Origin of the sequence: Enterobacter sp. 22452, assembly GCF_052045065.1 — a bacterium.
Lineage (GTDB): Bacteria > Pseudomonadota > Gammaproteobacteria > Enterobacterales > Enterobacteriaceae > Enterobacter > Enterobacter mori.
The window spans coordinates 638,019-662,274 of record NZ_JBQEOB010000001.1; the positions used below are offsets into that span (position 1 = coordinate 638,019).

Sequence of the window (24,256 nt, forward strand, 5' to 3'; positions counted from 1 at the left end):
CATGAAGAAATTTCCGTGGGCGTGCGTGGCGCTGACCGCATTGTCGTTATATTCCAGTTCGCTGCTTGCAGCCAACTTTAGCGCCAGCTTTAAAAATACCGATATTCGCGAATTTATCGATACGGTAAGTCGCAATCTGAATAAAACCATTCTGGTCGATCCGTCCGTTCAGGGCACCGTGTCGGTCAGAACCTATAACGTGCTGTCGGAAGAGGAATATTATCAGTTCTTCCTGAGCGTGCTGGATCTCTACGGTCTGTCGGTCATCCCGATGGATAACGGCATGGTCAAAGTGGTGCGGTCCAGCGTGGCGCGTACCGCCGGTGTGCCGGTGGCCGACAGCAAAAACCCGGGCAAAGGGGATGAGATCATCACCCGCGTGGTGCGTATGGAAAACGTGCCGGTGCGCGAGCTGGCCCCGCTGCTGCGCCAGCTGAATGATGCCTCGGGCATTGGCAACGTGGTGCACTTTGAACCCTCCAACGTGCTGCTGTTAACCGGTAAAGCCTCGGTGGTGAACCGCCTGGTGGACCTGGTTGAGCGCGTGGATCGTTCCGGCATGCAGCGTCGTGAAATTGTGCCGCTGCGCTATGCGTCCGCCAAAGAGCTCTCCGATATGTTGAACAACCTCAACAATGAAGAGCAGAAAGGGCAGAACGCACCGCAGCTGGCGACCAAAGTGGTGGCCGATGACGAAACCAACAGCCTGGTGATCAGCGGCACCGAAGATGCGCGTACGCGCACCCGTTCGCTGATTGGCCAGCTCGATCGCGAGCAGAATAACGAGGGTAATACCCGCGTCTTCTACCTGAAATACGCTAACGCCTCGAAAGTGGTGCCGGTGCTGACCGGCATTGGTGAGCAGCTGAAAGACAAAGCTGGCGCGGCGAAAAGCAAAACCACGACCACCAACAGCGATCTGAATATCACCGCCGATGAGTCGACCAACTCACTGGTGATCACCGCCCAGCCAAACGTCATGAACTCGCTGGAGAAGGTGATCGACAAGCTGGACATTCGCCGTCCGCAGGTGCTGGTGGAAGCCATCATTGCTGAAGTGCAGGACGGTAACGGCATGGATTTAGGCGTGCAGTGGACCGGCAAGCACGGCGGCGTGCAGTTTGGCTCGACCGGCCTGCCTATCAGCCAGATCAAAAACGGCACGCTCAAAGGGGCAAGCTTTACCGGCCTGGCGACCGGCTTCTTTAACGGTGATTATGGCGCGCTGCTGACAGCACTCTCTACCAGCGGTAAGAACGACATTCTCTCTACGCCAAGCGTGGTCACGCTGGATAACAAAGAAGCCTCGTTCAACGTCGGTCAGGATGTGCCGGTACTGTCCGGTTCCCAGACCACCAGTGGCGACAACGTATTTAACTCGGTTGAGCGTAAAACCGTCGGTACCAAGCTGAAGATTGTGCCGCAGATCAACGACGGGGACATGATCCACCTGAAGATTGAGCAGGAAGTCTCCAGCGTAGATGCCAGCGCCACCGAAGACGCCAGCCTTGGCCCAACCTTCAACACCCGTACCATCAATAACGAAGTGATGGTTCACAGTGGGCAGACGGTTGTGCTGGGCGGATTGATGGAAAACGTCAACAAACAGAACGTCTCGAAAGTGCCGCTGCTGGGCGATCTGCCGCTGGTGGGTCAGCTGTTCCGCTACACCTCGCAGGACAATTCGAAACGCAACCTGATGGTGTTTATCCACACCACCGTGCTGCGCGATGATGACAACTACAGCGCGGCGACGAAAGAGAAATACGATCAGATCCGCGCGCGTCAGCAGCAGCGTATGGAAGAGCAAAAACTCGGCATTCTGGAAAACAGTGATAGCCCTGTTCTGCCAGCCTATCCAACGCAGAGTCACGCCGCGCCCGTTGGCGTAACCGCGACGTCCGCGTCCCGCAACCCCTTCAAAGAGTAAGCGGAGGTGATGCGTGGATGAACTGACGAAACAGCTTTGTACCAGCAGCTTTGCTAAAGATAACGGCATCCTGTACTGGAACGACGCGGTCTATATCCGTGAAGACGTTCCCGCGTTCGCCCTGCTGGAGATGCGCCGGGTGCTGGGACGCGCCTTTGTGCCCGAGACGCTGAGCGCCGAAGCGTTCGATGAAATGCTGGCCAAAATCTGGCAGCAGAACAGCGGCGTCTCTCAGCAGCTGGTGGACGACATGGATGCGGATATCGATCTGATGGCGTTAACCGAGGAGATCCCGGACAACGAAGATCTGCTCGATAACGACGAAAACTCGCCGGTGATCCGCCTGATCAACGCCATTCTCGGCGAGGCGGTGAAAGACGGCGCATCGGATATCCATATCGAAACCTTTGAGCGCACGCTGAGCATCCGTTTTCGCGTTGACGGCGTGCTGCGCCCGGTGCTGCAGCCTGCGCGCAAGCTCGCGCCGCTGCTGGTGTCGCGTATTAAAGTCATGTCGAAGCTCGACATTGCCGAAAAGCGCCTGCCGCAGGATGGGCGTATCTCGCTGCGCATTGGCCGTAAAGCGATCGACGTGCGCGTGTCGACCATTCCCTCGCAGTACGGCGAGCGCGTGGTCATGCGTTTGCTCGATAAGAGCAACCTGAAGCCGGACATCAACAAGCTCGGACTCATCGATGAAGAGCTGGAAAAACTGAAAGGGCTGATTGGCCGCCCCCACGGCATTATCCTGGTCACCGGGCCGACAGGCTCCGGTAAAAGTACCACCCTGTACGCCATCCTTTCGGCGCTGAACGGGCATGAACGCAACATTCTGACCGTCGAAGATCCGATTGAGTACGAGCTGGAAGGGGTGGGACAGACGCAGGTCAACCCGCGCGTGGACATGACCTTTTCCCGCGGCCTGCGCGCCATTTTGCGTCAGGATCCGGACGTGGTGATGATCGGGGAGATCCGTGACGGTGAAACCGCGCAAATTGCGGTGCAGGCGTCGCTCACCGGTCACCTGGTCATGTCTACGCTGCATACTAACAGCGCGGCGGGGGCCATCACCCGCCTGCGGGATATGGGCCTCGAGTCCTTTTTGATCGGTTCGTCGCTACTCGGCGTCATTGCCCAGCGTCTGGTGCGTCGGCTGTGTTCCCACTGCCGTACCACCAGTCCGCTGGATGACAATGAAAAAGCGCTGTTTAGCTTTATGGATACGCCCCCGAAGGCCATCTATCGCGCCGTTGGCTGCGAGCACTGCCGCCAGAGCGGGTATCAGGGACGCGCGGGCATTCACGAGTTTCTGGTGGTCGACAGCACCATGCGCCGCGCCATTCATGAAGACAAAGATGAAATGTCCATTGAGACCGAGCTTTTCAAACAGGCCTACAGCCTGCGCGAAAACGGCCTGATGAAAGTCATCAGCGGCGTCACCTCGCTGGAAGAGGTGATGCGCGTAACCGCCGAGCGTGGAGGCGATGAATAATGGCTTTCTACGCGTGGACCGCCACCGATGCCGCCGGGAAAACCCAGCGCGGCACGCTGCAGGCGGAAGGGCCAAAGCAGGTGCGTCAGTCGCTGCGTGAGCAGAAGCTGATGCCGCTCACCATCACCGAAACCCATGAAAACGCGGCCAGCACAAAAGCCAAAACCGGGGCCAAACTCTCTGTGCCGGTGCTGTCGATGTTTACCCGTCAGCTGTCGACGCTGGTCAATGCGTCGCTGCCGCTGGAAAGCGCCCTGAAGGCGATTTCGAAGCAGACGGAAGACAAAAAGCTGGCGGTGATGGTGACCGAAATCCGCGAGAAAGTGGTGGAAGGTCATACCCTCTTTGACGCCTTCAGCCAGTTCCCGCGCACCTTCGACAAGCTCTACTGCACGCTGGTGATGGCCGGGGAAAAAACCGGCCATCTGGGCGATGTGCTGGAAAAGCTGGCGGAGTACAACGAGCAGCGCCAGAAGATGAAAAGCAAGCTGACGCAGGCGATGGTTTACCCCATCACCCTGACGGTGGTGGCGGTGGCGGTGATCAGCATCCTGCTGGTGGCGGTCGTGCCGCAGGTGATCGAGCAGTTTGTGCATATGAAGCAGCAGCTGCCGATCACCACCCGTACGCTGATCGCGGTGAGCGATTTTCTGCAGGCGTACGGGATCTATATTGCCGGAGGCCTGTTTGGCGCGGCTGTCGGCTTTAAGGTGTGGGTAAAGAAAAAGGCGAACCGTTTTCGCTGGAACAGCTGGCTGGTGAATGGCTCGCCGATCAAAAAGCTGGTCTGCGCCATCAACAGTGCGCGCTATATCCGCACGCTCAGCATCCTGCAGGCCAGCAGCGTGCCGCTGCTGGAAGGGATGTATATCGCGATGGACGGTATTGAAAACCTCTATGCCCGGCAGGTGCTGGAGCAGGCGGCGGATACCGTGCGGCAGGGGGCGTCTTTGTATAACGCGCTGGACCAGGCGAAACTTTTTCCGCCAACCATGCTGTACATGATTGCCTCCGGTGAAGAGAGCGGGGAATTAGGTTCATTAATGGATCGCGCCGCGGAAAACCAGGAATCGGCATTACAGCATCGAATTACTTTAACACTGTCGGTATTTGAACCGGCACTGGTGGTAACAATGGCGACAGTCGTCTTATTTATCGTGCTGTCAATATTACAACCGCTTCTTCAGCTCAATAATATGGTGGGTTAACTATGTCTTTAAAACGAAATAGCCTGAAGCGTCAGGCCGGGTTTACTTTGCTCGAATTAATGGTGGTCATCGTTATTCTTGGCGTGTTGGCCAGTATGGTGGTGCCAAATTTAATGGGTAATAAAGAGAAAGCGGACAGCCAGAAAGCGACCAGCGATATCGTGGCGCTGGAAGGTTCGCTGGATATGTACAAGCTGGATAACCACCGTTATCCCACCACCGAACAGGGTTTACAGGCGCTGGTCACCAAGCCTGAAATCGCGCCGATCCCGAAAAACTACCGTGACGACGGCTATATTCGCCGCCTGCCGGAAGATCCGTGGGGCAATGATTATATTCTGGTCAGCCCGGGTGAACATGGCGCGGTGGATGTTTTCTCCGCGGGCCCGGATGCCGAAGCCAATACGGCTGATGATATTACCAACTGGTCTTTAGATAAAAAAGAGAAGTAATGAATAAGCAACGTGGGTTTACTTTGCTGGAAATTATTCTGGCGCTGGTGATATTTGCCAGCTGCGCCATGATGGTCGTTTCGACTATTCCCTCGCGCAGCGGTGCGGATATTTTCGGTCAGCAGTTAAAAGCCCTCGTTGAATATGGTTCAGACCGCGCGGTGATGGACGGCAATATCGTCGGGCTGGTGGTCACCACGTCTGAATATCAGCTGGTCGCCTGGGCCGAAAAAGACGGCGAACATCACTGGGAGCCGTTAACCGCCGGGCGCATTGTCACCCACGGCGCGTTCCCGGAAGAGATGCACGTCTCGCTGTCGCCGCAGCGCATTGCTGCCACAACGGACGCGACGCCGCAGATAGTCTTTTTACCGGACGGGGAGATCAGCCGTTTCAGGCTTGAGTTGCAGAGTTTCGACAAAAAGCAGCGCTTTAGCGTGGTGTCGCAGGGCGCATCACCGGTGTCGGTAGAGAACGATGACTAAACGTAAAGAACAGGGGATGACCCTGCTGGAAGTGATGGTCGCGCTGGTGATCTTCTCCACCGCCGCGCTGGCGCTGATGAACTCCGTCTCGCTGAACGTGCGCTTTACTCACGGCCTGGGCGATACGCTGCAGGCGAGCTGGGTGGCGGAAAACCAGCTGGCGGAAGCGAAACTGAGCAACACGTCGTTCCCGGACGCCCAGCAGACGGGCACGGAAATGATGGGGGGGCGGAACTGGACCTGGCGTAAGCAGCGGGTAAAAACCGCAGAAAATCGCTTTGCCGATGAGGTTCAGGTGTATGCCGAGGGCGATGAAGATAAGCCGGTCATTACCCTGCTGGTCACGGAACCCGGAGAGCTGAAATGAGTAAGCAACTTCAGCGTCAGCAGGGCTTTACGCTGCTGGAGATTATGATTGCGCTGACCATCTTCGCAATCATCAGCACCCTGGCCTGGCAAATTCTGGATGGTGCGATGCGTACGTCGAACGCCACCGACGTGGCGGCCACCCGCTTAAACCAGCTTCAGCGCGCCTATAACCTGCTGGAGCGGGATTTCTTCCAGCTTCAGGCGCGCGCCCCGCGCAACGAGCCTGAGGTTTTTATTCAGCATGATGACAGCCTGGAGCTGACCACGCTGAACGGCGTGAGCGGTCAGGTTCAGCTGGAGCGCGTGCGCTGGCGGTTAGAAGATAAAAAACTGTGGCGCGATGTCTGGCCGGTCATCGATGGTCCGGCGGATGCGAAACCGGAAGAGGTGCCGATCCTCAGCGATGTTAAAGAGATGTCGTGGCGCTTCTGGAAAGCGAGCTGGCTGGACAAGTGGACCGACACGGCGCACCAGCCGGACGGCGTAGAGCTGCTGCTGACCATGGAGAATGGCGAGACCTGGCGCTGGGTGTTTACCACGCCGGGAGATATGCCGGACGGGCCTGTGGCACCAAAAGAACAAACGCCTGCCTCGCCGACCGATGCGGCGACGCCAGCACAACCGCAGCCGGTGCCGGCTCCGTCAGGAGAGAACAAATGAGCGGAAAATCGGTTCGGAAACAGCGCGGTGTCGCGCTGCTGGTGGTGCTAATTTTGCTGGTCATGATGTCGGCCCTGGCGGCGAAAATCAGCCAGCAGTTCTGCCGCAATTTGCAGAAAACCCGTTATCAGGTGAGCCAGCAGCAGCTGCGCTGGTCCATTCAGAGCCAGCAAAAAACGATTGAAGATCTGCTCCAGACGTATGCCAGCGGCGAGAGCAAAGGGCTGTCGCCGAAGGGGGAATGGACGGAGCCGGTGGAGACCAGGGGGGAAAACTACACCGTGGTGAGCCAGATTGAGGATGCCCAGACCTGCTTTAACGTCAATAACCTGCTGGCGGCAGATCAAACGCCAGCGGTCCAGACGGCGGGCGCGCTACCGGAAAAACCGGCGAAAGAGCGCATTGTCGAGCAACTGCTGGCCGACAGCGGTATTTCCTCGGGGGATGCCGAAGAGATCTATCAGCAGCTGCTGGACTATCTCGACGGCGATACCACGACGGCAAAAGAGGGGCTGGAGACGGATGCCTGGGCTGGCGTTGAGCCAGCGCGTCAGCCCGCGAATCAGATGATGCGCACCCCGGGCGAACTCAAGCTGCTGCCCGCGTTTCCGGCGGCGGCCTACGGGAAGGTCAGCAAAGTGCTGTGTGCCTTACCCGACAGCGCCAGCAAGGTGGACGTGAATACGTTGACCAGGGAACAGGCGCCGCTGCTGGCCGCGCTGTTTATCGGTTCGCTGAGTGAGGACGAGGCCGCCCGGCTTATCGCCTCCCGCCCGGAAGAGGGCTGGGAGTCGATGGAGGCGTTCCTGAAAGAGCTTGAGACAAATTATCCGCAGACCAAAGACGCCCTCAAGCAGGTTCAGGCGTTGCTTGCGGTGAACAGTAGCTATTTCCGGGTCAACAGTACCGGCAATACCGACGATTTAACGCTGCGCGTCGTCAGCCAGCTTCATGTTGATAATGAAGCCGGGAAGGTGATTACCTGGCAACGTCGCTACCGAATGGTTGAATAACACAAGACGAACTCTATGAAACAAGTGCTTTTTATTCGTCCCGACACGCACGAGGACGGGAACATAATGTGGTGCGAGTCCGGTAGCGACCAGGTGGAACAACGCCAGGGACTGGCGTCACTGGCGGAGCTCGCCGGTCACGCCTTAGCGGCCCGGGTCTGTCTGTTACTGCCGGCCAGTGAAATGATCTTCCGTCACTTCACGTTGCCTAAAAAAGGGGGCGTTGAATTCTCCTGGATGGCAGAAGAGACACTGATTGGCGACGTGGAGACCCTCCACTGGACGGTGCTGAACAACAAAGGGCGCGAAGTTGACGCGGTGGCCATTGAGGCTGCGCGTCTGCAGTACTGGCTCGATCGCTGTGCTGATGCCGGGCTGACGGTGGTGCAGGTGCTGCCGGATGCGATCCTGCTGCCGGTCGCCGAAGGCGGAAGCACGCTGGTTGCCATCGACGAAGGCTACTGGATGCGCTACTCGCCGTTTGGCGCCTGCGAAACCGACGCCGTACTGCTGCCGCTGCTGCTGAGCCAGCAGAGCGCGGGTGAGATTGTCTGTTATGGCGAGGCGCCAGCGGGCGTGCAGGTGGATGAACAACTGGCCTGGCAGCATCCGCTGGTGCTGATCCAGCCGCAGTGGAAAAGCGGCAAAGCCAACCTGCTGCACGGCGGATTTTCGGCCAAAGGCACGAGCGGCGGTTTCCGTTATGCGAAATCCGCCATCGCCGCGGTGGTGGTGCTCAGCCTGGGGCTGCTGATCGGCCCCCGCATTGGCATGGCCTGGATGCTGACCAACCAGGAAAACCTGGCCCAGCAGCAAATGGTTGAGCTGGCCCAGCACTATTTCCCCACGCTGCGTCAGACCACCAACCTGAAGTACCACTTTGGGCAGAACATTAAGAAAGAGAAAAAAGGCGTCTTTCTTCAACTGGAGGCTCTGGAGCAGATCAAAGCCTCGCTCCCTTCGGTTGAACTGAGTGAAGTCGGGTATGACGACACGCAGAATCAGCTTACGCTGAATATCAGCGCCACGGATCCCGCTGCGTTGCAGGCGTTCGTCAATAAGGCCAGTGACACCTTCGACTTTACGCTGCAGCCGGTTTCCAGTGAGGCGCCCTATACCGCCATCATCACAGGGAAATATAAATGAAAGAGAAAATAGGACAATTAAAGGCTCGCTATCAAAGTTACAGCCCACGTGAGCGAAATCTGTTTAAACTGTGCGGCGCGGCGCTCTGCTGCGCAATAATCTGGTACGGGGTGATGCCCCCTCTGGACAGTATGATTAAAAACAGTCAAAGCACGTTATTGAAACAGAAACAAACCCTCAACTGGATGCGTGCAGAAATAAATAAAAATCATCTTCAGGCCAGAGTATTAAAAACCAGTAATCCAAGAAGTGTGGTGGAAGAGAGCGCCAAAGAGATCCACGTTGCGCTGAGTAATATTCAGCAGGACGGTCAAACCATGTCATTTAATATTGACCGGGTAAATGTCTATGAACTGAAAAACTGGCTCAGGGAGGTTAATTTAGTCTCCGGCGTGCGTCTGGAGAAAATGGAACTTACCCCCGTTGATCACCTCAGCGACGTAAAAGCCCAGGTCAAACTTTCCTGGGCGAAAGTGGCATGAACCCGCTAATGCTGCTTCAGGGCAGTCAGATGCCTGCCCTTTGCCTGTTGAGCGGCGCGCTTGGCGGGATTATCGGCAGCTTTCTCGGTGTCGTCGTCGAGCGCATACCGCCGCTGATAAAAGAAGAAGAGGGGGCCGGGAACCTGCTGTTTCCGGCATCCCATTGCCCGACCTGCTCGCACAGGCTCTCCTGGTGGGAAAATATCCCCGTATTGAGCTGGTGCGGTCTGCGCAGCCGCTGCCGTTGCTGTAAAACGCCTATCCCGCTGTGTCTGCTGTTGCTTGAGCTTTCCAGTGCCCTGTTTTTTGCCCTGACGGCGGCGTATGCCTCGTCTGCGGCCGCGCTGATTTCGCTGTGGGTTCTCTGGTGTGGGCTGTTGCCGCTGGCGGCGATTGACGCGAAACATCTGCTGCTGCCGGATTGTCTGACGCAACCCCTGCTGTGGGCAGGGCTGTTAAATCATGCGCTTTTTCAGACCTTACCGTTGTCGGATGCGCTGTACGGCGCGGCGGCGGGTTACCTGTCGCTGTGGCTGATCTACTGGGCATTTCGCCTGACCACCGGTCGTGAAGGATTGGGCTACGGTGATTTCAAACTGCTGGCCGCGCTGGGGGCGTGGTGCGGCTGGCAGGCATTACCCTCTTTATTACTGGCCGCCGCATTAAGCGGTATCGCGTTGTATTTTCTTTTTTATAGAGCTGTTAAAGAAAATAGCGTTATTCCGTTTGGTCCAATGTTGTCACTGGCAGGATTGACTATTTTTATTCTCCAGACGCTGCAATTCACATTCTGATTTGTACGGTCAAGTTTTTTTGGAAATTTTTTCGATAAGGGAATGGAAGGATTTAATTTAATTCCCGGCGTATTGTAAGGGACATAAGCTGTAAGGATTGTCGCTCATGTCTTTTTATGGAGGATATTTTAGCGTATTACCTGTTTTGAACAATTAAGTGTTGTCTACGGTTTTATTGAACTAGCTTATTCACGACTCGCCCATGTTATATGGAATACATGGTTATTTTAATTTTCACAAATAATGTTATCAGGAATTAATAATGAAATTTATGAAGCCTAAATATCTGGCACTTTTTGTTGCGGCTGTCTCCGGCTCCGCATTCGCCGCCGCGCCAGGTACGCCTTCAATCAGCAGTGGTAATGATAAATTTGCCCTCGTTGAAATCGACCAGGCCGCACAGGATTACGGTACGCTCGTTAAAGTGCACAACGATGGCGTGGACGTGAAAGTGGAATGGAACGTCTGGAGCGGCGATGCGCCGACAACCGGTAAAGTTCTGCTCGACGGCCAGACCGTATGGTCAGGCGCAGCCGGTGCTTCTGGCTCTGCGACCTTCAAAGTGAAAAAAGGCGGCCGCTATCAGGAACAGGTTGAACTCTGTAACGCCAGCGGATGTTCCAAAAGCGCAAGCAAGCTGATTATTGTTGCGGATACCGACGGTAGCCACCTGCTGCCGCTGAATACCCCTCTGCAAGAGAACAACAAAACCTTCACTCAGCATACCGACAAAGTCGTGGGTGCGTATTTCCCTGAGTGGGGCGTATACGGCCGTGAATTCCCGGTTGATAAAATCCCGGCAGCTAACCTGAACCACATCCTGTATGGCTTCATTCCAATCTGCGGCGGCGACGGCATCAACGACGGTCTGAAAACCGTTGAAAACGGCAACAGTTTCGCGGCGCTGCAGCGTGCGTGTGCGGGCCGTCAGGACTTCACCGTGGCGATCCACGATCCATGGGCGGCACTGCAGAAACCTCAGTCTGGCGTTTCCAATTGGGACGACCCGTACAAAGGTAACTTCGGTCAGCTGATGGCGCTGAAAAAAGCGCATCCAGACCTGAAAGTGCTGCCATCCATCGGCGGCTGGACCATGTCCGATCCGTTCTACAAAATGAACGACACCGCAATTCGCGCACGCTTTGTGGCCTCTGTTAAAGACTTCCTGAAAACCTGGAAATTCTTCGACGGCGTGGATATCGACTGGGAATTCCCGGGCGGCGGCGGCGTGAACGAAACCCTGGGTAATCCTCAGCAGGATAAAGCCACCTACACCGCAGTGATGCACGATCTGCGCACCATGCTGAACGAGCTGTCAGCGGAAACCGGTCGTACCTATGAGCTGACCACGGCGATTGGTTCCGGTAAAGATAAGATCGAAGACGTGGACTACAACACCGTCCAGCAGTACCTCGACCATATCTTCCTGATGAGTTACGACTTCTACGGCGCATGGAGCAACACCGAACTGGGTCACCAGGCGGCACTGCATGCACCAGCATGGCGTCCTGACACTAACTACACCACCTCAAACGGCGTTGACGCGCTGCTGGAGCAGGGTGTACAGCCAGGCAAAATCGTAGTGGGTGCGGGCATGTATGGCCGCGGCTGGACGGGCGTTCACGGCTACACCGGCGACAATCCATTCACCGGTACTGCAACGGGCGGAGTGAAAGGCACCTGGGAACCAGGCGTTGTTGACTATCGTCAGATTGTTAACGAATACAAAGGCAAACCAGGCTGGGAATACGGTTATGACGCGGATGCGGAAGCACCATACGTCTTTAACAAATCCACTGGCGACCTGATCTCCTATGAAGATGCCCGTTCAACGACCGCGAAAGGTAAGTATGTTCTGGCGAAAAACCTGGGGGGTCTGTTCTCCTGGTCTATCGACTCCGATAACGGCGACATCCTGAACGCCATGAACGAGAGCCTGATGGGCAGCTCAACGCCAGAGCCAGTTGTGACTAACCACGCACCGGTTGCTGTGGCGGCCGATCAGTCTGTGACCGGTCCTGTAAGCGTCACGCTGGATGGTTCCGCTTCTACCGATCCAGATGGCGATGCGCTGACCTACAAATGGACCCAGATTTCGGGTTCCAGCGTCACGCTGACTAACAGTACCAAAGCGAAGGCATCCTTCAACGCAGGCGCTGTGACCAGCAACCAGACCCTGGCATTCCGTCTGACCGTGACCGACGCGAAAGGGTTGAGCAGCACCGCTGACGTTCAGGTTGTGAACAAAGCACCGAAAGCGAACCAGGCACCTGTTGTGAACCAGATGCAGGCTGTGACTCTGGAAGCAGGCCAGTCTTACGCACTGAACGTTCAGGCTGCGGATCCAGATGGTGATGCCCTGACCTACGCATGGAGCGTTCCAGCAGATATGCACGCTACCGGTACTGACACCGCGAACGTTAACATCACTGCGCCGGACGTGAGCGCTGACGCGACCTACACCCTGAGCGTGGTGGTGAGCGATGGCAAAACCAGCGTACAGTCTAACGTCCAGGTTACCGTGACGCCTAAAGCGACGCCGGTTGTTCCAGACGAAGACACCAACCCATCTGACGAAGGCACGACTCCATCTGACGAAGGCACAACGCCGTCTGACGAAGGTTCAGCGTCTAACAGCTGCGACACCCCGGTTGATGCCAATGCCAGCAAATATGCTGCATGGGATTCCAGCAAAGTCTACAACAATGGCGATACCGTAAGCTTCGACCATCTGGTGTGGAAAGCGAAGTACTGGACGCAGGGCAACCAGCCTGGCTTCGGTGCGGATGCATGGGAACTGGTCAGCCAGGTGAAAATGAACTGGCGTGCTGACACCGTCTACAACGGCGGCGACAAGACGACTTACCAGGGCTTCGAGTACCGCGCGAAATGGTGGACTCAGGGCGACAAACCAGGTAACAGCGATGTTTGGGTGAAAGAAGGCGCGTCAGCGGATTGCAAATAATCCTCTGCAGCTGAAATTGTGGGTGTGATATCTGCCCGCAATCACTGACCACACCCCACTTCGGGTGTGGTCAGTAAATTCGAATATTTTAACAGGACGTGTGTAAGGAGAATAAAAATCGACTACGCAGGTGAATAATGAAAAGGTTTCTGTTGCTGTTATTAATATTAAGTCAAAGCGCATTTGCAAATTGCTGGAATAAAGCGGCGCACTATTATCATGTCGACCCGTATTTACTCTATGCCATTGCCAATGTGGAATCGGGAATGAACCCGTATGCCGTCAACACCAACCATGACGGAACGCACGATGTCGGATTAATGCAAATTAACAGCTCGCATTTTCCTGAACTGTCGCGTAGAGGGATTAATGAATATCGCCTGATGACGGAACCCTGCACCTCCATTATGGTTGGCGCCTCTATCTTATCAGGCATGATTAAGGTTTATGGCTACAACTGGGAAGCGGTAGGGGCCTATAACGCCGGGCTGAAAAGGAAAAATTATCCTAAACGTATGGTCTATGCCCATAAAGTCTGGAAAAAGTATCAGCAATTAAAATTAGACGCACATGACAGAACGAACTGGTGAGTTTTTTCTTTTTTGAAGCGTACTTACACGTATTCTTCAGAAAATGAAAAACAGCTGTCTGGAGTTTATTTATTAATGGATTAATAAATAAGCTGGGATTTTATTTACTAACACAAACGTATTTAACAGGAACAATCGAGATGAATAAAAGGACATTACTGAGCGTATTGATTGCCGGTGCCTGTGTGGCACCGATCATGGCTCAGGCCACCATGCTGAAGGCAGAAAGCACCACGCCTTACACCATCAAAGCCAGCGATCTGGCGAAAAAGGAGAAAGAGCTCACTGACTTCCCTCTGATGCAGTCAGTGAAGGATACCATCCGTACACTGGACAACGCTTCAGTTGAGCAGATCGAGCCAGGCCGTGCGTCAAACCCGGTTAACGTAAAACGCGTTGAAGGGATCCTGAAAGAGAGCGACTGGGAATACCTGTTCCCACTGCGCGCGAAGGATTACAGCTACAGCAACTTCCTGAAAGCGGTGGGTAAATTCCCGGCGCTGTGCGACACCTACAAAGATGGCCGCGACAGCGACGCCATCTGCCGTAAAGAGCTGGCAACCATGTTTGCTCACTTTGCGCAGGAAACCGGTGGCCACGAAAGCTGGCGTCCGGAAGCCGAATGGCGTCAGGCGCTGGTCTACGTTCGTGAAATGGGCTGGAGCGAAGGACAGAAGGGCGGTTACAACGGCGAATGTAATACCGACGTGTGGCAGGGGCAAACCTGGCCGTGCGGTAAAGACAAAGACGGTGACTTCCTGAGCTACTTCGGTCGCGGTGCGAAACAGCTGTCCTACAACTATAACTACGGTCCGTTCTCCGAAGCGATGTACGGCGATGTTAAAGTTCTGCTGGAAAAACCCGAGCTGGTGGCGGACACCTGGCTGAACCTGGCGAGTGCGATCTTCTTCTTCGCCTATCCACAGCCGCCAAAACCAAGCATGCTGCAGGTTATCGACGGTACCTGGCAGCCGAACGATCACGACAAGGCTAACGGCCTGGTCCCTGGCTTCGGCGTGACCACCCAGATCATCAACGGCGGCGTTGAGTGCGGTGGCCCGACTGAAATTGCGCAGTCTCAGAACCGTATCAAGTACTACAAAGAGTTCGCAAACTACCTGAAAGTAGAGGTTCCTGCTAACGAAGTGCTTGGCTGTGCCAACATGAAGCAGTTTGACGAAGGCGGCGCAGGTGCCCTGAAGATTTACTGGGAACAGGACTGGGGATGGAGCGCGGATACACCTGACGGCAAAACCTACTCTTGCCAGCTGGTGGGCTACCAGACACCATTCAGCGCGTTCAAAGACGGCGACTACACCAAGTGTGTACAGAAGTTCTTTAACGTGAATATTGTGAATGACGACGGTTCCGCGACCACGCCGGATGAAACCCCGGTAACGCCGACCCCAACGCCATCTGAAGATGAAACCCCGGTCACCCCGACCCCAACGCCTGACGAAACGCCGGTAGAACCGGTTGCTGTCAACCACGCGCCAGTCGCGCAGATTGCCGGTCCAATCGGTGCGGTGGAAGCGGGTGCGCAGGTTTCTCTGAGCGCAGAAGGCTCTACAGACGAAGACGGTAATAAGCTGACCTACACCTGGCGTTCACAGGATGGTCAGACCGTGACTGGCGACGACAAAGCGGTAGTCACCTTCACCGCACCAGAAGCGGCAACAGCGCAGCAGTATGAAGTGAGCCTGACCGTTAGCGATGGTGAGCTGAGCAGCACCACCTCTTACCTGCTGAACGTGAAAGCGAAAGAAGCGGCTCCGTCCAATGACGAAGGCACTTCTGGCTCTTACGCGGCATGGAGCGCGAACAGCAAGTACAACGCAGGCGATATCGTGAACAACCACGGTAAACTGTTCCAGTGCAAACCGTTCCCGTACAGCGGCTGGTGTAACAACTCTCCAACCTACTATGAACCAGGCGCAGGTCTGGCATGGGCAGAGGCCTGGACGGCACTATAAACAGCAAACGGCAACCGAAAGGTTGCCGTTTTAGTCTTTACGAGAGGGCCGGGGTGAGGGCATCAGGCCGCAGAATTCTGTTTTTTGCCGGGTGGCGCTGCGCTTACCTGTGCAGCTTCCCATGATCCCGCAGCCACGCCGCCGTGCGTACAATCCCTTCATCCAGCGTCACAATCGGCTTATACCCCAGCTCGTTCTCCGCGCGCGAAATATCCAGCGTGAAATCAAAATTAAGCTTTGATACCCCATAGTGGGTCAGCGCCGGCTCTTTGGCCGATTTACTGCCAAAACGCTCCATGCTGCGGGCGATCATATCCAGCATCGGATAAGGCACCGAACGGATACGGCAGTTGATCTGCAGCTCGTCGATCAGGCGCTGCACAATGCTGCGAAGCGTGCAGGGCTCGCCGTTGGTGATGTTATAGGCGCGGCCGGAAATCAGCTTATCGCAGTCCGGCTGGCTTGCCAGCCACATGGCGTGGACCGCGTTTTCGTAATAGGTCATATCCACCAGGGCATCGCCGCCGCGTGGCAGCAGCACGCTGCCGTAGTGGTGCATCATCTGCGCCAGACGGGGAATAAACACTTTGTCGTGCGGCCCGAACAGGCTCTGCGGACGCAGTACCGTAAAACGGGTATGCGGATTCGACTGCGCCAGCAGGTCAATCACCTCTTCGCTGGCTGCCTTGCTGCGGGCAAACTCACACGCAAAGCGGGCCGGACGGAAATCTTCCTGCACGTCACGATGGTGGTGATAGTCGAAATAGAGTGACGGAGACGAGATATGGATAAAGTTACGCACGCCCCAGGCGACGGCCCATTCGCCAAGACGGCGGGTTGCCCGCACGTTGGCGAGATCAAAGGCTTCCTGGGTACCCCACGGGGAGGTGAAACTGGAGCAGTGCCACAGCGTATCGATACCGGCGAGCATCACTTTTGCCTGAGAGGAGACCAGCTCCGTCAGGTCTGCATGGACGAACTCTGCGCCCATTTTTTGCAGCAGTTTTCCCATCGCTTCGTTGCGACCGGTAGCCCTGACGCTGATGCCCTTGTTGCGCAGAAATTCGACCGCATTTCGGCCTAAGCCGCTGGTCGCCCCGGTAACCAGTACCTTCATATCAATCCACTGTGTTGAAAAGAATTTCGTGCGCATTCTTTCGTGAATTACGGCGCTATGCAATGGGAAAGGTGAAAGAAAGAGAGTTTTATTTAGATCTTTTCCGTCTTTTGTTCTGCCCGTTGCGCAATCCGCTTTGCCATCCCGCGGAAGATAAACAGGTGCGCTGGGATCATGAACAACCAGTAGAACAGACCGGGCATTCCGTGCGGATGCCACCAGGCGCGGACGTCCAGTTCACGATGGTCGCCTTTGTCTTTCAGGGTAAAGCAAAGACGGCCCAGCCCGGGCGCTTTCATGCCAAACAGCAGCGCCAGCTGTTTTTCCGGTTCGACGATGATGACCTTCCAGCTGTCGACCGCATCGCCCACTTCAAGATACGGGCGAGCAGGGCGGCCTTTTGCCAGCCGGTGGCCCACCAGCAGATCCATCGCACCGCGCGTTTTCCAGAGTACATTGCCGAAGAAATAGCCCTCTTTGCCGCCGATCTGGTTTACCACCTCCCACAGCGCGGCCAGGCTGGCCGTGGTTTTCACCGTGCAGCCCGCCTGTTTCGGGAAATAGCCGTACTCCGGCCGCCAGCGGGCAAAGGCCTGGGCGTCGTAGCCCCAGTCGCTGGAGTTCACCAGCTTCTCTTCTTCTTTCAGGGTATTGCGCACCGCGTCGTCAAAGCGGATCAAATCCTGGGGAATGAGCGCCCGCAGCGCGCGGTCGTCTGCCAGCAGATCGTGTTTTAGCCCCTGAATCAGCGCTTTTGCCGTGGTTGGCGGCACCGACGTAATAACGTTCAAAAACCACACCGAAATCCAGCGGGTTGGAAAGGGGATGGGTATCAGCCAGCGTCGGCGGCCGCTGACGCGCATAAAGTGCTCGAACTGCGCCTGGTAGCTCAATACTTCAGGACCAGCGGCTTCCAGCACGCGGTGTTGCTCCGCCGGGTGGTCCAGCAATGCCACCAGATAATGCAGGAGATTCTCCAGCGCAATCGGCGTGGTGCGCGAACGGACCCAGCGCGGCGGCGTGAGTACCGGCAGGTTGTAGACCATATCGCGCATCACTTCGAAGGCGGCGGAGCCCGCGCCGACGATAATCCCGGCCCGCAGTTCGGTGACGGGAATGTTCGCGCCACGCAGGGTGTCCGCCGTCAGCTGGCGTGCGCGCAGGTGGTCGGACTGCTCGTTTTCGGGAGCCTGTAGCGAGCTTAGGAAAATCACCTGCTTAACCGGCGTTTGCAGCAGGGCGTCGCGGACGTTCATCGCCACCTGACGCTCATGGGCGATAAAATCGCCACCTTCACCCATGCTGTGGACAAGGTAGTAAAGCGTATCGACCCCGTCCAGCAGCGCAGGCAGCGCGACAGGCCAGTTGAGATCGACGTTGTGACAGGTCACGCCGGGCAGGTTTTGCTTTTGCAGGCGCTCGGTGTTACGTGCCGCTGCCCGCACCTGATGCCCCTGCTGGCTTAACGCCGTGGTCAGGTGCTGACCGATATACCCGCTGGCGCCAAGCACCAGAATACGCTGCGGCACGTGATGCTCCTTAACGCTGTAAAAAGGCCTGCCAGTGTTTCACCACGTCCGCCAGCTGTTCGCGGCTCACGTCAAGGTGCATGACCAGGCGCACGACAGATGAGGCGTTGATCAGCACGCCACGTGATTTCATAAATTCGCCCAGTGCGGCGGCGCGCTCATCTCCGACGCGCACGAACAGCATGTTGGTGTCGTGACGCATCACGTCGGCACCAATCTCGCGCAGCTGCGCAGCCATCCACGCGGCGTTGTCGTGATCGTCTTTCAGGCGCGTGACGTTGTTTTTCAGGGCATACAGTCCGGCAGCCGCCAGAATGCCCGCCTGACGCATACCGCCGCCGGTCATTTTGCGCCAGCGGTTAGCGCGCTTGATGTAGTCTGCGTTACCGACCAGCAGAGAGCCCACCGGCGTGCCCAGACCTTTAGACAGGCAAATGGTGAACGAGTCGCAGTATTGCGTAATCTCTTTCAGCTCGCAGCCGTATTCCACCACGGCGTTGAAGATACGTGCGCCGTCCACGTGAAGCCCCAGCTTGCGCTCGCGGGTAAAGTCCCATGCGGCCTTCAGGTATTCGCGCGGTAGCACCTTACCGTTGTGGGTGTTTTCGAGGCTGAGCAGCCTGGTGCGGGCGAAGTGAATATCGTCGGCTTTGATTTTCGCGGCGACCTTATCGAGCGGCAGAGAACCGTCCGGCGCGGCGTCAATCGGCTGCGGCTGAATGCTGCCGAGCACCGCCGCGCCGCCTGCTTCATACAGGTAGTTATGCGCACCCTGGCCGACAATGTACTCTTCACCACGCTCGCAGTGGCTGAGCAGCGCGACGAGGTTAGCCTGCGTGCCGGTGGGCAGGAACAGGGCCGCTTCCTTGCCGCTCAGTTCAGCCGCGTAGCGCTGCAGCTCGTTGACCGTCGGATCGTCACCGTAGACGTCGTCCCCGACCGGGGCGGCCATCATCTCTTCGAGCATGGCGCGGCTCGGGCGGGTAACAGTATCACTGCGTAAATCGATCATGGCATGTCCTTATTATTTAAAAGGCGATGCCAGATGTTTTACCTGAGCCAGTTGGTTTTTGCCAGTTCGATCACCTCGTCACCGCGCCCGCTGATGATGGCGCGCAGCATATAGAGGCTAAAGCCTTTGGCCTGCTCCAGCTTGATCTGCGGCGGGATCGCCAGCTCCTCTTTGGCGACGACCACATCCACCAGCACCGGACCGTCGATGGAAAAAGCGCGCTGCAGGGCTTCATCCACCTCGGACGCTTTCTCCACGCGAATACCGGTAATGCCACAGGCCTCGGCAATGCGCGCGAAGTTGGTGTCGTGCAGCTCGGTGCCGTCCGTCAGGTAACCCCCGGCCTTCATCTCCATCGCCACAAAGCCCAGCACGCTGTTGTTGAAGACCACGATTTTCAGCGGCAGCTTCATCTGCACCACCGACAGGAAATCCCCCATCAGCATGCTGAACCCGCCGTCACCGCACATTGCCACTACCTGACGCTCCGGCGCTGTCGCTTTTGCGCCCAGCGCCTGCGGCATGGCGTTGGCCATCGAGCCGTGGTTAAACGAGCCGAGCAGGCGGCGTTTGCCGTTCATCTTGAGATAGCGGGCCGCCCAGACGGTTGGCGTGCCCACGTCGCAGGTAAAGATAGCGTCGTCGTCAGCGAAATGGCTGATCTGCTGCGCCAGATACTGCGGGTGAATGGCTTTGTCGCTCGGTTTGGCGAGGTCGTCGAGCCCCTTACGGGCATCGCGATAGTCGCTCAGGGCTTTATCAAGGAACTTACGGTCCGTTTTTTCTTCCAGTAGCGGCAGCAGGGCGGTCAGCGTGGATTTGATATCGCCCACCAGCGCCATATCGACCTTGCTGTGCGCGCCGATGCTGGCCGGGTTGATATCAATCTGAATGATTTTCGCATCCGCCGGGTAGAACGGGCGGTACGGGAACTGGGTACCGAGCAGGACCAGCGTGTCGGCGTTCATCATGGTGTGGAAACCGGACGAAAAACCGATCAGCCCGGTCATGCCCACGTCATAGGGGTTGTCGTACTCGACGTGCTCTTTGCCGCGCAGGGCGTGGACAATCGGCGCTTTCAGCTTCCCGGCAAATTCGAGCAGCACTTTATGCGCGCCCGCGCAGCCGCTGCCGCACATCAGGGCGATATTGCTGGAGTAACGCAGCAGCTGGGCCAGCTTTTTCAGCTCCTCTTCAGCAGGCGTTATGACGGGCTGCGGGGCGTGATACCAGTGGGTGCTGGCCCCTTCTGGCGCAGCCTTGAGGGCCACATCGCCCGGGATGACGACCACAGAAACGCCGCGGTTCAGCACGGCTTTACGCATGGCAATCGCCAGCACCTGCGGGATCTGCTCCGGGGATGAAACCAGCTCGCAATAGTGGCTGCATTCACGGAACAGCTCCTGCGGATGCGTTTCCTGAAAATAACCGCTGCCGATTTCGGAAGAGGGGATATGGGCGGCAATCGCCAGAACCGGCACGTGGTTACGGTGACAGTCGAACAGGCCGTTAATCAGATGCAGGTTGCCCGGCCCGCAGGATCCGGCGCAGACGGCCAGTTCGCCCGTGAGCTGTGCTTCAGCCCCTGCAGCAAAGGCGGCAACCTCTTCATGGCGGGTGGGCATCCATTCAATGGTTTTCATCTTGTTGAGGCTGTCGCTGAGTCCGTTCAGGGAATCGCCGGTCACGCCCCAGATACGTTTTACGCCAGCCTGTTCAAGGGTCTTCGCTATGTATGCAGCCACGGTTTGTTTCATGGTTGTCCATCTCCTTTTTGTGATATCGCTTACAAGCTTAGAAGAAAGTCACTGTCTTGCCTGTTTTACCCCCTCATTAAAAGGTGGTTTTCAAATGTCACTCTTCGGCATAATCTGGCTGTACATTGGGTAAAAACAGGAATAATTTCAAATGGTTAAATCATTGTTAACTGCTGTTAATGAAAAGCTATCATGCGACGATCTTGGCAAACTCTTGTTACGACTTGCCGTCGGTGGACTGATGCTGTTTCACGGGTTGCATAAGCTTTTTGGTGGCGTGGGGTTCATCAGCGGCATGCTGGTGGAAAAGGGGTTGCCGGGGTTTATCGCCTACGGCGTGTTGATTGGCGAAGTGGTGGCACCGATCCTGATTATTGTCGGGCTCTTCACGCGTCCGGCCGCGCTGGTGCTGGCGTTTACGATGATCGTGGCGTGGCTGATGGTGGGCACGGGCAAAACCTTTGCGCTGGATGCGGTAGGCGCATGGGCGATCGAAAGCCTGGTGTATTTCTTTATTGGCGCGCTGGCTGTCGCGTTTTTAGGAGCAGGACGGTACGCGGTGGGGAAAGCGCCCGCGTGGCGGTAATGTCGTGGTAGGTCGGGTAAACGCAGTGCCACCCGACAAATAATGGGGGCACTGCGCAAGATTATGCCAGCACCAGATCACCCTGCGGATGACACGAACACGCCAGAACATAGCCTTCAGCAATTTCCGCATCCGTCAGCGTCATGGTGCTGGTGACGCTGTACTCCCCGGAAACCACCTTTGTCTTACAGCAGCCGCACACGCCCGCACGGCAGGCAGCCACTACCGGCACCTTGTTGCTTTCCAGCGCCTCCAGCAGCGTGGTGCCCACGCGGCCAAAGAAGGTTTGCGCTGGCTGAAGTTTGGTGAACTTAACGCCGCTGGTTGCCGCTTCCGCCACCGGTGTGAAGAACTGCTCTTTGAAGAAGCGGGTCACGCCAAGCGCTTTCACTTCATTCTCGACGATATCCATGTAAGGCGCCGGGCCGCAGGTCATCACGGTGCGGTTCGCCATATCCGGCACGCTTTGCAGTAGCTCGCGGCTCAGGCGACCGGGCACAAAACCGTGGGTCGCGTTGTGCTCAGCCACCAGCGTCACCGGATAATCACGCCACTCCTCGGCAAAAATGACATCTTCCGGTGAACGCACGCTGAAGATCACCTGCACGTCAGCCTGAGGGCGATTTTTCGCCAGCCAGCGGCGCATCGACATAATTGGCGTTACGCCACAGCCCGCCGCCAGCAGCAGGAATTTATCGTCTGCTTTGTCGTCACAGGTGAAATCACCCTGCGCGTCGGACAGCCAGATATAATCCCCGCGCTTCACGTCACGCGTCAGCCACTGGGAGCCTGCGCCGTCGTCAATGCGGCGGACGGTGAGCGTGATGTACTCGCTCACGCCCGGCGTTGAAGAGATCGTGTAGGCGCGCAGGGTGTCCGCCGCGTTACGGACGCTGACCAGCGCATACTGGCCCGCGCGGTACGGATAATAGTCATGGCACAGCAGCGACAGCGTCCACACATCCGGCGTCTCCTGATGGATGTGATGAACCTGCATCCGCCACGGACATTGTGAGGTTGGCATGGTCATGAGTTACTCCTTACGCGCTCAGCAGCTGCTTCATGTCATCTTCAACGTTGGTCACGGAACGCAGACCGAATTTCTCGTTCAGCACCGCCAGCAGGTCCGGCGTCAGGAAGCCTGGCGCGGTCGGGCCGGTCACGATGTTGGTTACGCCGAGAGAGAGCAGGGTCAGCAGGATGACAATCGCTTTCTGCTCGAACCATGACAGCACCAGCGACAGCGGCAGGTCGTTCACGCCGCAGCCCAGTTTCTCCGCCAGCGTGACCGCCAGAATGATGGCCGAGTAAGCATCGTTACACTGGCCCGCATCGATCAGGCGCGGCAGACCTTCGATGTCGCCGAAGTCCAGTTTGTTGAAACGGTATTTACCGCACGCCAGCGTCAGGATCAGGCAGTCTTCCGGCACGCGGGTGGCGAAGTCAGTGAAGTAGTTACGCTCGCCGCGCGCGCCGTCGCAGCCGCCGACGAGGAAGATGTGGCGCAGCTTTTCGCGGCTGACGAGGTCAATCAGCGAATCAGCGGCGCCCAGCAGGGTTTCGCGACCGAAGCCGACGGTGATCAGGTGCGGGATCTCGCTGTACGGGAAGCCCGCCATCTGCTGCGCCTGGGCGATAACCGGCCCGAAATCGTCGCCTTCAAGATGGCTCACGCCCGGCCAGCCGACGATGCTGCGCGTCCAGATGCGGTCGTCATACGCGCCGACGGTAGGGTCGATGATGCAGTTAGAGGTCATCACGATAGGGCCAGGGAAGCGGGCGAACTCCACCTGCTGGTTCTGCCAGCCGCTGCCGTAGTTACCGATCAGATGCTTAAACTTGCGCAGCTCCGGGTAGCCGTGCGCGGGCAGCATTTCACCGTGGGTGTAGACGTTAACGCCGGTGCCTTCGGTCTGTTTCAGCAGGTTGTAGAGATCTTTCAGGTCGTGACCGGAAATCAGGATGCACTTGCCCTCGGTCGCCTTGACGTTGACCTGGGTTGGCGTCGGGTGGCCGTAGGTGCTGGTTTCACCGGCATCCAGAATGCTCATTACCTTGAAGTTCATCTGGCCGATTTCCATCGAGCATGCCAGCAGCGCGTTCATATCGGCAGGCCAGGTGCCCAGCCACGCCATGATTTTGTGATATTGGGTGTAGATGTCGTTATCGTACTGGCCGAGAACGTGCGCGTGTTCCATATAGGCCGCAGCGCCCTTCAGGCCGTACAGGCACAGCAGGCGCAGGCCGAGAATGTTCTCGCCAATCGCCGCTTTATCTTTATTCGGGGTGAATTCTGCCGCCTGACGCTGCAGGTCGCCCAGATCGTCGCTCACCAGCTGCAGTTCGGACATCGGGTTTTCCACGCGGGCGCTGGCATCGGCCTTCAGACACTGCGCTTTCAGCGCTTCACGCAGGGCAATCGCTTCGCGGGCATAGCCGACAATGCGCGGAGAATCGAAGTTAACGTTGGTCAGCGTGGAGAAAAATGCGCGAGGGGCGAAGTTGTCGACATAGTGGTCGACAATGCCGTATTCACGGGCTTTAAAGGCCCAGGCGGAAAGGCCTTGCAGGGCTGCAATCAGCAGATCCTGCAGGTCAGATGTTTCTGCGGTTTTGCCGCACATACCCTGTGCGTAGGAGCAGCCATTGCCTGCCGGGGTACGGATGGTTTGTTCACATTGCACACAAAACATAAT

21 protein-coding genes are annotated in these 24,256 nt (G+C 56.9%); 15 read left to right on the forward strand and 6 right to left on the reverse strand.

Going from position 1 to position 24,256, the window contains the following annotated elements; all coding sequences use genetic code 11:
- Position 1 precedes the first annotated feature (1 nt).
- The 14 genes from gspD (at position 2) to ACTJJA_RS03170 (ending at position 15,559) form a co-directional block, all read left to right on the forward strand.
- The gene (gene gspD / locus ACTJJA_RS03105) at positions 2–1,930 is read left to right on the forward strand and encodes a type II secretion system secretin GspD (RefSeq protein WP_440666127.1); all 1,929 of its coding nucleotides are present in this window, start codon (positions 2–4) and stop codon (positions 1,928–1,930) included.
- A gap of 13 nt (positions 1,931–1,943) precedes the next feature.
- Positions 1,944–3,422 (forward strand): type II secretion system ATPase GspE, encoded by a 1,479-nt coding sequence (gene gspE / locus ACTJJA_RS03110; RefSeq protein WP_440666129.1) that lies wholly within the window; start codon positions 1,944–1,946, stop codon positions 3,420–3,422.
- Positions 3,422–4,630 (forward strand): type II secretion system inner membrane protein GspF, encoded by a 1,209-nt coding sequence (gene gspF, locus ACTJJA_RS03115; RefSeq protein ID WP_440666131.1) that lies wholly within the window; start codon positions 3,422–3,424, stop codon positions 4,628–4,630. Before gspE ends, gspF begins: the two co-directional genes overlap by 1 nt.
- 2 nt (positions 4,631–4,632) lie before the next feature.
- Entirely contained in the window at positions 4,633–5,082 is a 450-nt protein-coding gene (gene gspG / locus ACTJJA_RS03120) for a type II secretion system major pseudopilin GspG (protein ID WP_042716894.1), read from the forward strand.
- Positions 5,082–5,567, forward strand: coding sequence for a type II secretion system minor pseudopilin GspH (gene gspH, locus ACTJJA_RS03125; RefSeq protein WP_440666133.1), 486 nt, complete (start codon positions 5,082–5,084; stop codon positions 5,565–5,567). The genes gspG and gspH overlap by 1 nt, the downstream gene beginning before the upstream one ends.
- Entirely contained in the window at positions 5,560–5,934 is a 375-nt protein-coding gene (gspI, locus tag ACTJJA_RS03130) for a type II secretion system minor pseudopilin GspI (RefSeq protein ID WP_440666135.1), read from the forward strand. Before gspH ends, gspI begins: the two co-directional genes overlap by 8 nt.
- Entirely contained in the window at positions 5,931–6,596 is a 666-nt protein-coding gene (gene gspJ, locus ACTJJA_RS03135; RefSeq protein WP_440666137.1) for a type II secretion system minor pseudopilin GspJ, read from the forward strand. Before gspI ends, gspJ begins: the two co-directional genes overlap by 4 nt.
- Positions 6,593–7,609: a type II secretion system minor pseudopilin GspK gene (gspK, locus tag ACTJJA_RS03140; protein ID WP_440666139.1), complete on the forward strand. Its 1,017-nt coding sequence runs from the start codon at positions 6,593–6,595 to the stop codon at positions 7,607–7,609. Before gspJ ends, gspK begins: the two co-directional genes overlap by 4 nt.
- Before the next feature lie 15 nt (positions 7,610–7,624).
- Positions 7,625–8,755 carry a type II secretion system protein GspL gene (gene gspL / locus ACTJJA_RS03145; protein WP_440666140.1) on the forward strand — a complete coding sequence of 377 codons (1,131 nt, stop codon included), beginning with the start codon at positions 7,625–7,627 and terminating at the stop codon, positions 8,753–8,755.
- Positions 8,752–9,237, forward strand: a complete 486-nt coding sequence (locus ACTJJA_RS03150) for a type II secretion system protein M (RefSeq protein ID WP_440666142.1) — start codon at positions 8,752–8,754, stop codon at positions 9,235–9,237. Before gspL ends, ACTJJA_RS03150 begins: the two co-directional genes overlap by 4 nt.
- Positions 9,234–10,031: a prepilin peptidase gene (locus tag ACTJJA_RS03155; protein WP_440666144.1), complete on the forward strand. Its 798-nt coding sequence runs from the start codon at positions 9,234–9,236 to the stop codon at positions 10,029–10,031. The genes ACTJJA_RS03150 and ACTJJA_RS03155 overlap by 4 nt, the downstream gene beginning before the upstream one ends.
- A 262-nt stretch (positions 10,032–10,293) precedes the next feature.
- Positions 10,294–12,996, forward strand: a complete 2,703-nt coding sequence (locus tag ACTJJA_RS03160; RefSeq protein WP_440666146.1) for a glycosyl hydrolase family 18 protein — start codon at positions 10,294–10,296, stop codon at positions 12,994–12,996.
- A gap of 137 nt (positions 12,997–13,133) precedes the next feature.
- Positions 13,134–13,586 carry a type III secretion system invasion protein IagB gene (gene iagB, locus ACTJJA_RS03165; protein WP_440666147.1) on the forward strand — a complete coding sequence of 151 codons (453 nt, stop codon included), beginning with the start codon at positions 13,134–13,136 and terminating at the stop codon, positions 13,584–13,586.
- Between the two features lie 140 nt (positions 13,587–13,726).
- Positions 13,727–15,559 carry a glycoside hydrolase family 19 protein gene (locus ACTJJA_RS03170; protein ID WP_440666149.1) on the forward strand — a complete coding sequence of 611 codons (1,833 nt, stop codon included), beginning with the start codon at positions 13,727–13,729 and terminating at the stop codon, positions 15,557–15,559.
- 103 nt (positions 15,560–15,662) lie between these two features.
- On the opposite strand, the gene ACTJJA_RS03175 is transcribed toward ACTJJA_RS03170, so the two are convergent.
- The 4 genes from ACTJJA_RS03175 to poxB all read right to left on the reverse strand — a co-directional run bounded on the left by ACTJJA_RS03175 (position 15,663) and on the right by poxB (position 20,974).
- Complete coding sequence (locus tag ACTJJA_RS03175) at positions 15,663–16,676, reverse strand: NAD-dependent epimerase/dehydratase family protein (protein ID WP_023335096.1); 1,014 nt, start codon at positions 16,674–16,676, stop codon at positions 15,663–15,665.
- Positions 16,677–16,768: 92 nt separating this feature from the next.
- Positions 16,769–18,205 carry a DUF2867 domain-containing protein gene (locus ACTJJA_RS03180; RefSeq protein WP_440666151.1) on the reverse strand — a complete coding sequence of 479 codons (1,437 nt, stop codon included), beginning with the start codon at positions 18,203–18,205 and terminating at the stop codon, positions 16,769–16,771.
- A gap of 10 nt (positions 18,206–18,215) precedes the next feature.
- Complete coding sequence (gene ltaE / locus ACTJJA_RS03185; protein WP_440666153.1) at positions 18,216–19,217, reverse strand: low-specificity L-threonine aldolase; 1,002 nt, start codon at positions 19,215–19,217, stop codon at positions 18,216–18,218.
- Positions 19,218–19,255: 38 nt separating this feature from the next.
- The gene (poxB, locus tag ACTJJA_RS03190; protein WP_440666155.1) at positions 19,256–20,974 is read right to left on the reverse strand and encodes a ubiquinone-dependent pyruvate dehydrogenase; all 1,719 of its coding nucleotides are present in this window, start codon (positions 20,972–20,974) and stop codon (positions 19,256–19,258) included.
- Positions 20,975–21,125: 151 nt separating this feature from the next.
- Here poxB and ACTJJA_RS03195 point away from each other — a divergent pair, with 151 nt between their 5' ends.
- Positions 21,126–21,560, forward strand: coding sequence for a DoxX family protein (locus ACTJJA_RS03195; RefSeq protein ID WP_440666157.1), 435 nt, complete (start codon positions 21,126–21,128; stop codon positions 21,558–21,560).
- Between the two features lie 61 nt (positions 21,561–21,621).
- Here the strand turns inward: ACTJJA_RS03195 and hcr are convergent, their stop codons facing one another.
- On the reverse strand, positions 21,622–22,590 hold the full coding sequence (gene hcr / locus ACTJJA_RS03200; protein WP_440666159.1) for an NADH oxidoreductase: 969 nt from the start codon (positions 22,588–22,590) through the stop codon (positions 21,622–21,624).
- 10 nt (positions 22,591–22,600) lie between these two features.
- Positions 22,601–24,253, reverse strand: coding sequence for a hydroxylamine reductase (gene hcp / locus ACTJJA_RS03205; RefSeq protein WP_440666161.1), 1,653 nt, complete (start codon positions 24,251–24,253; stop codon positions 22,601–22,603).
- Between the last annotated feature and the right edge of the window lie 3 nt (positions 24,254–24,256).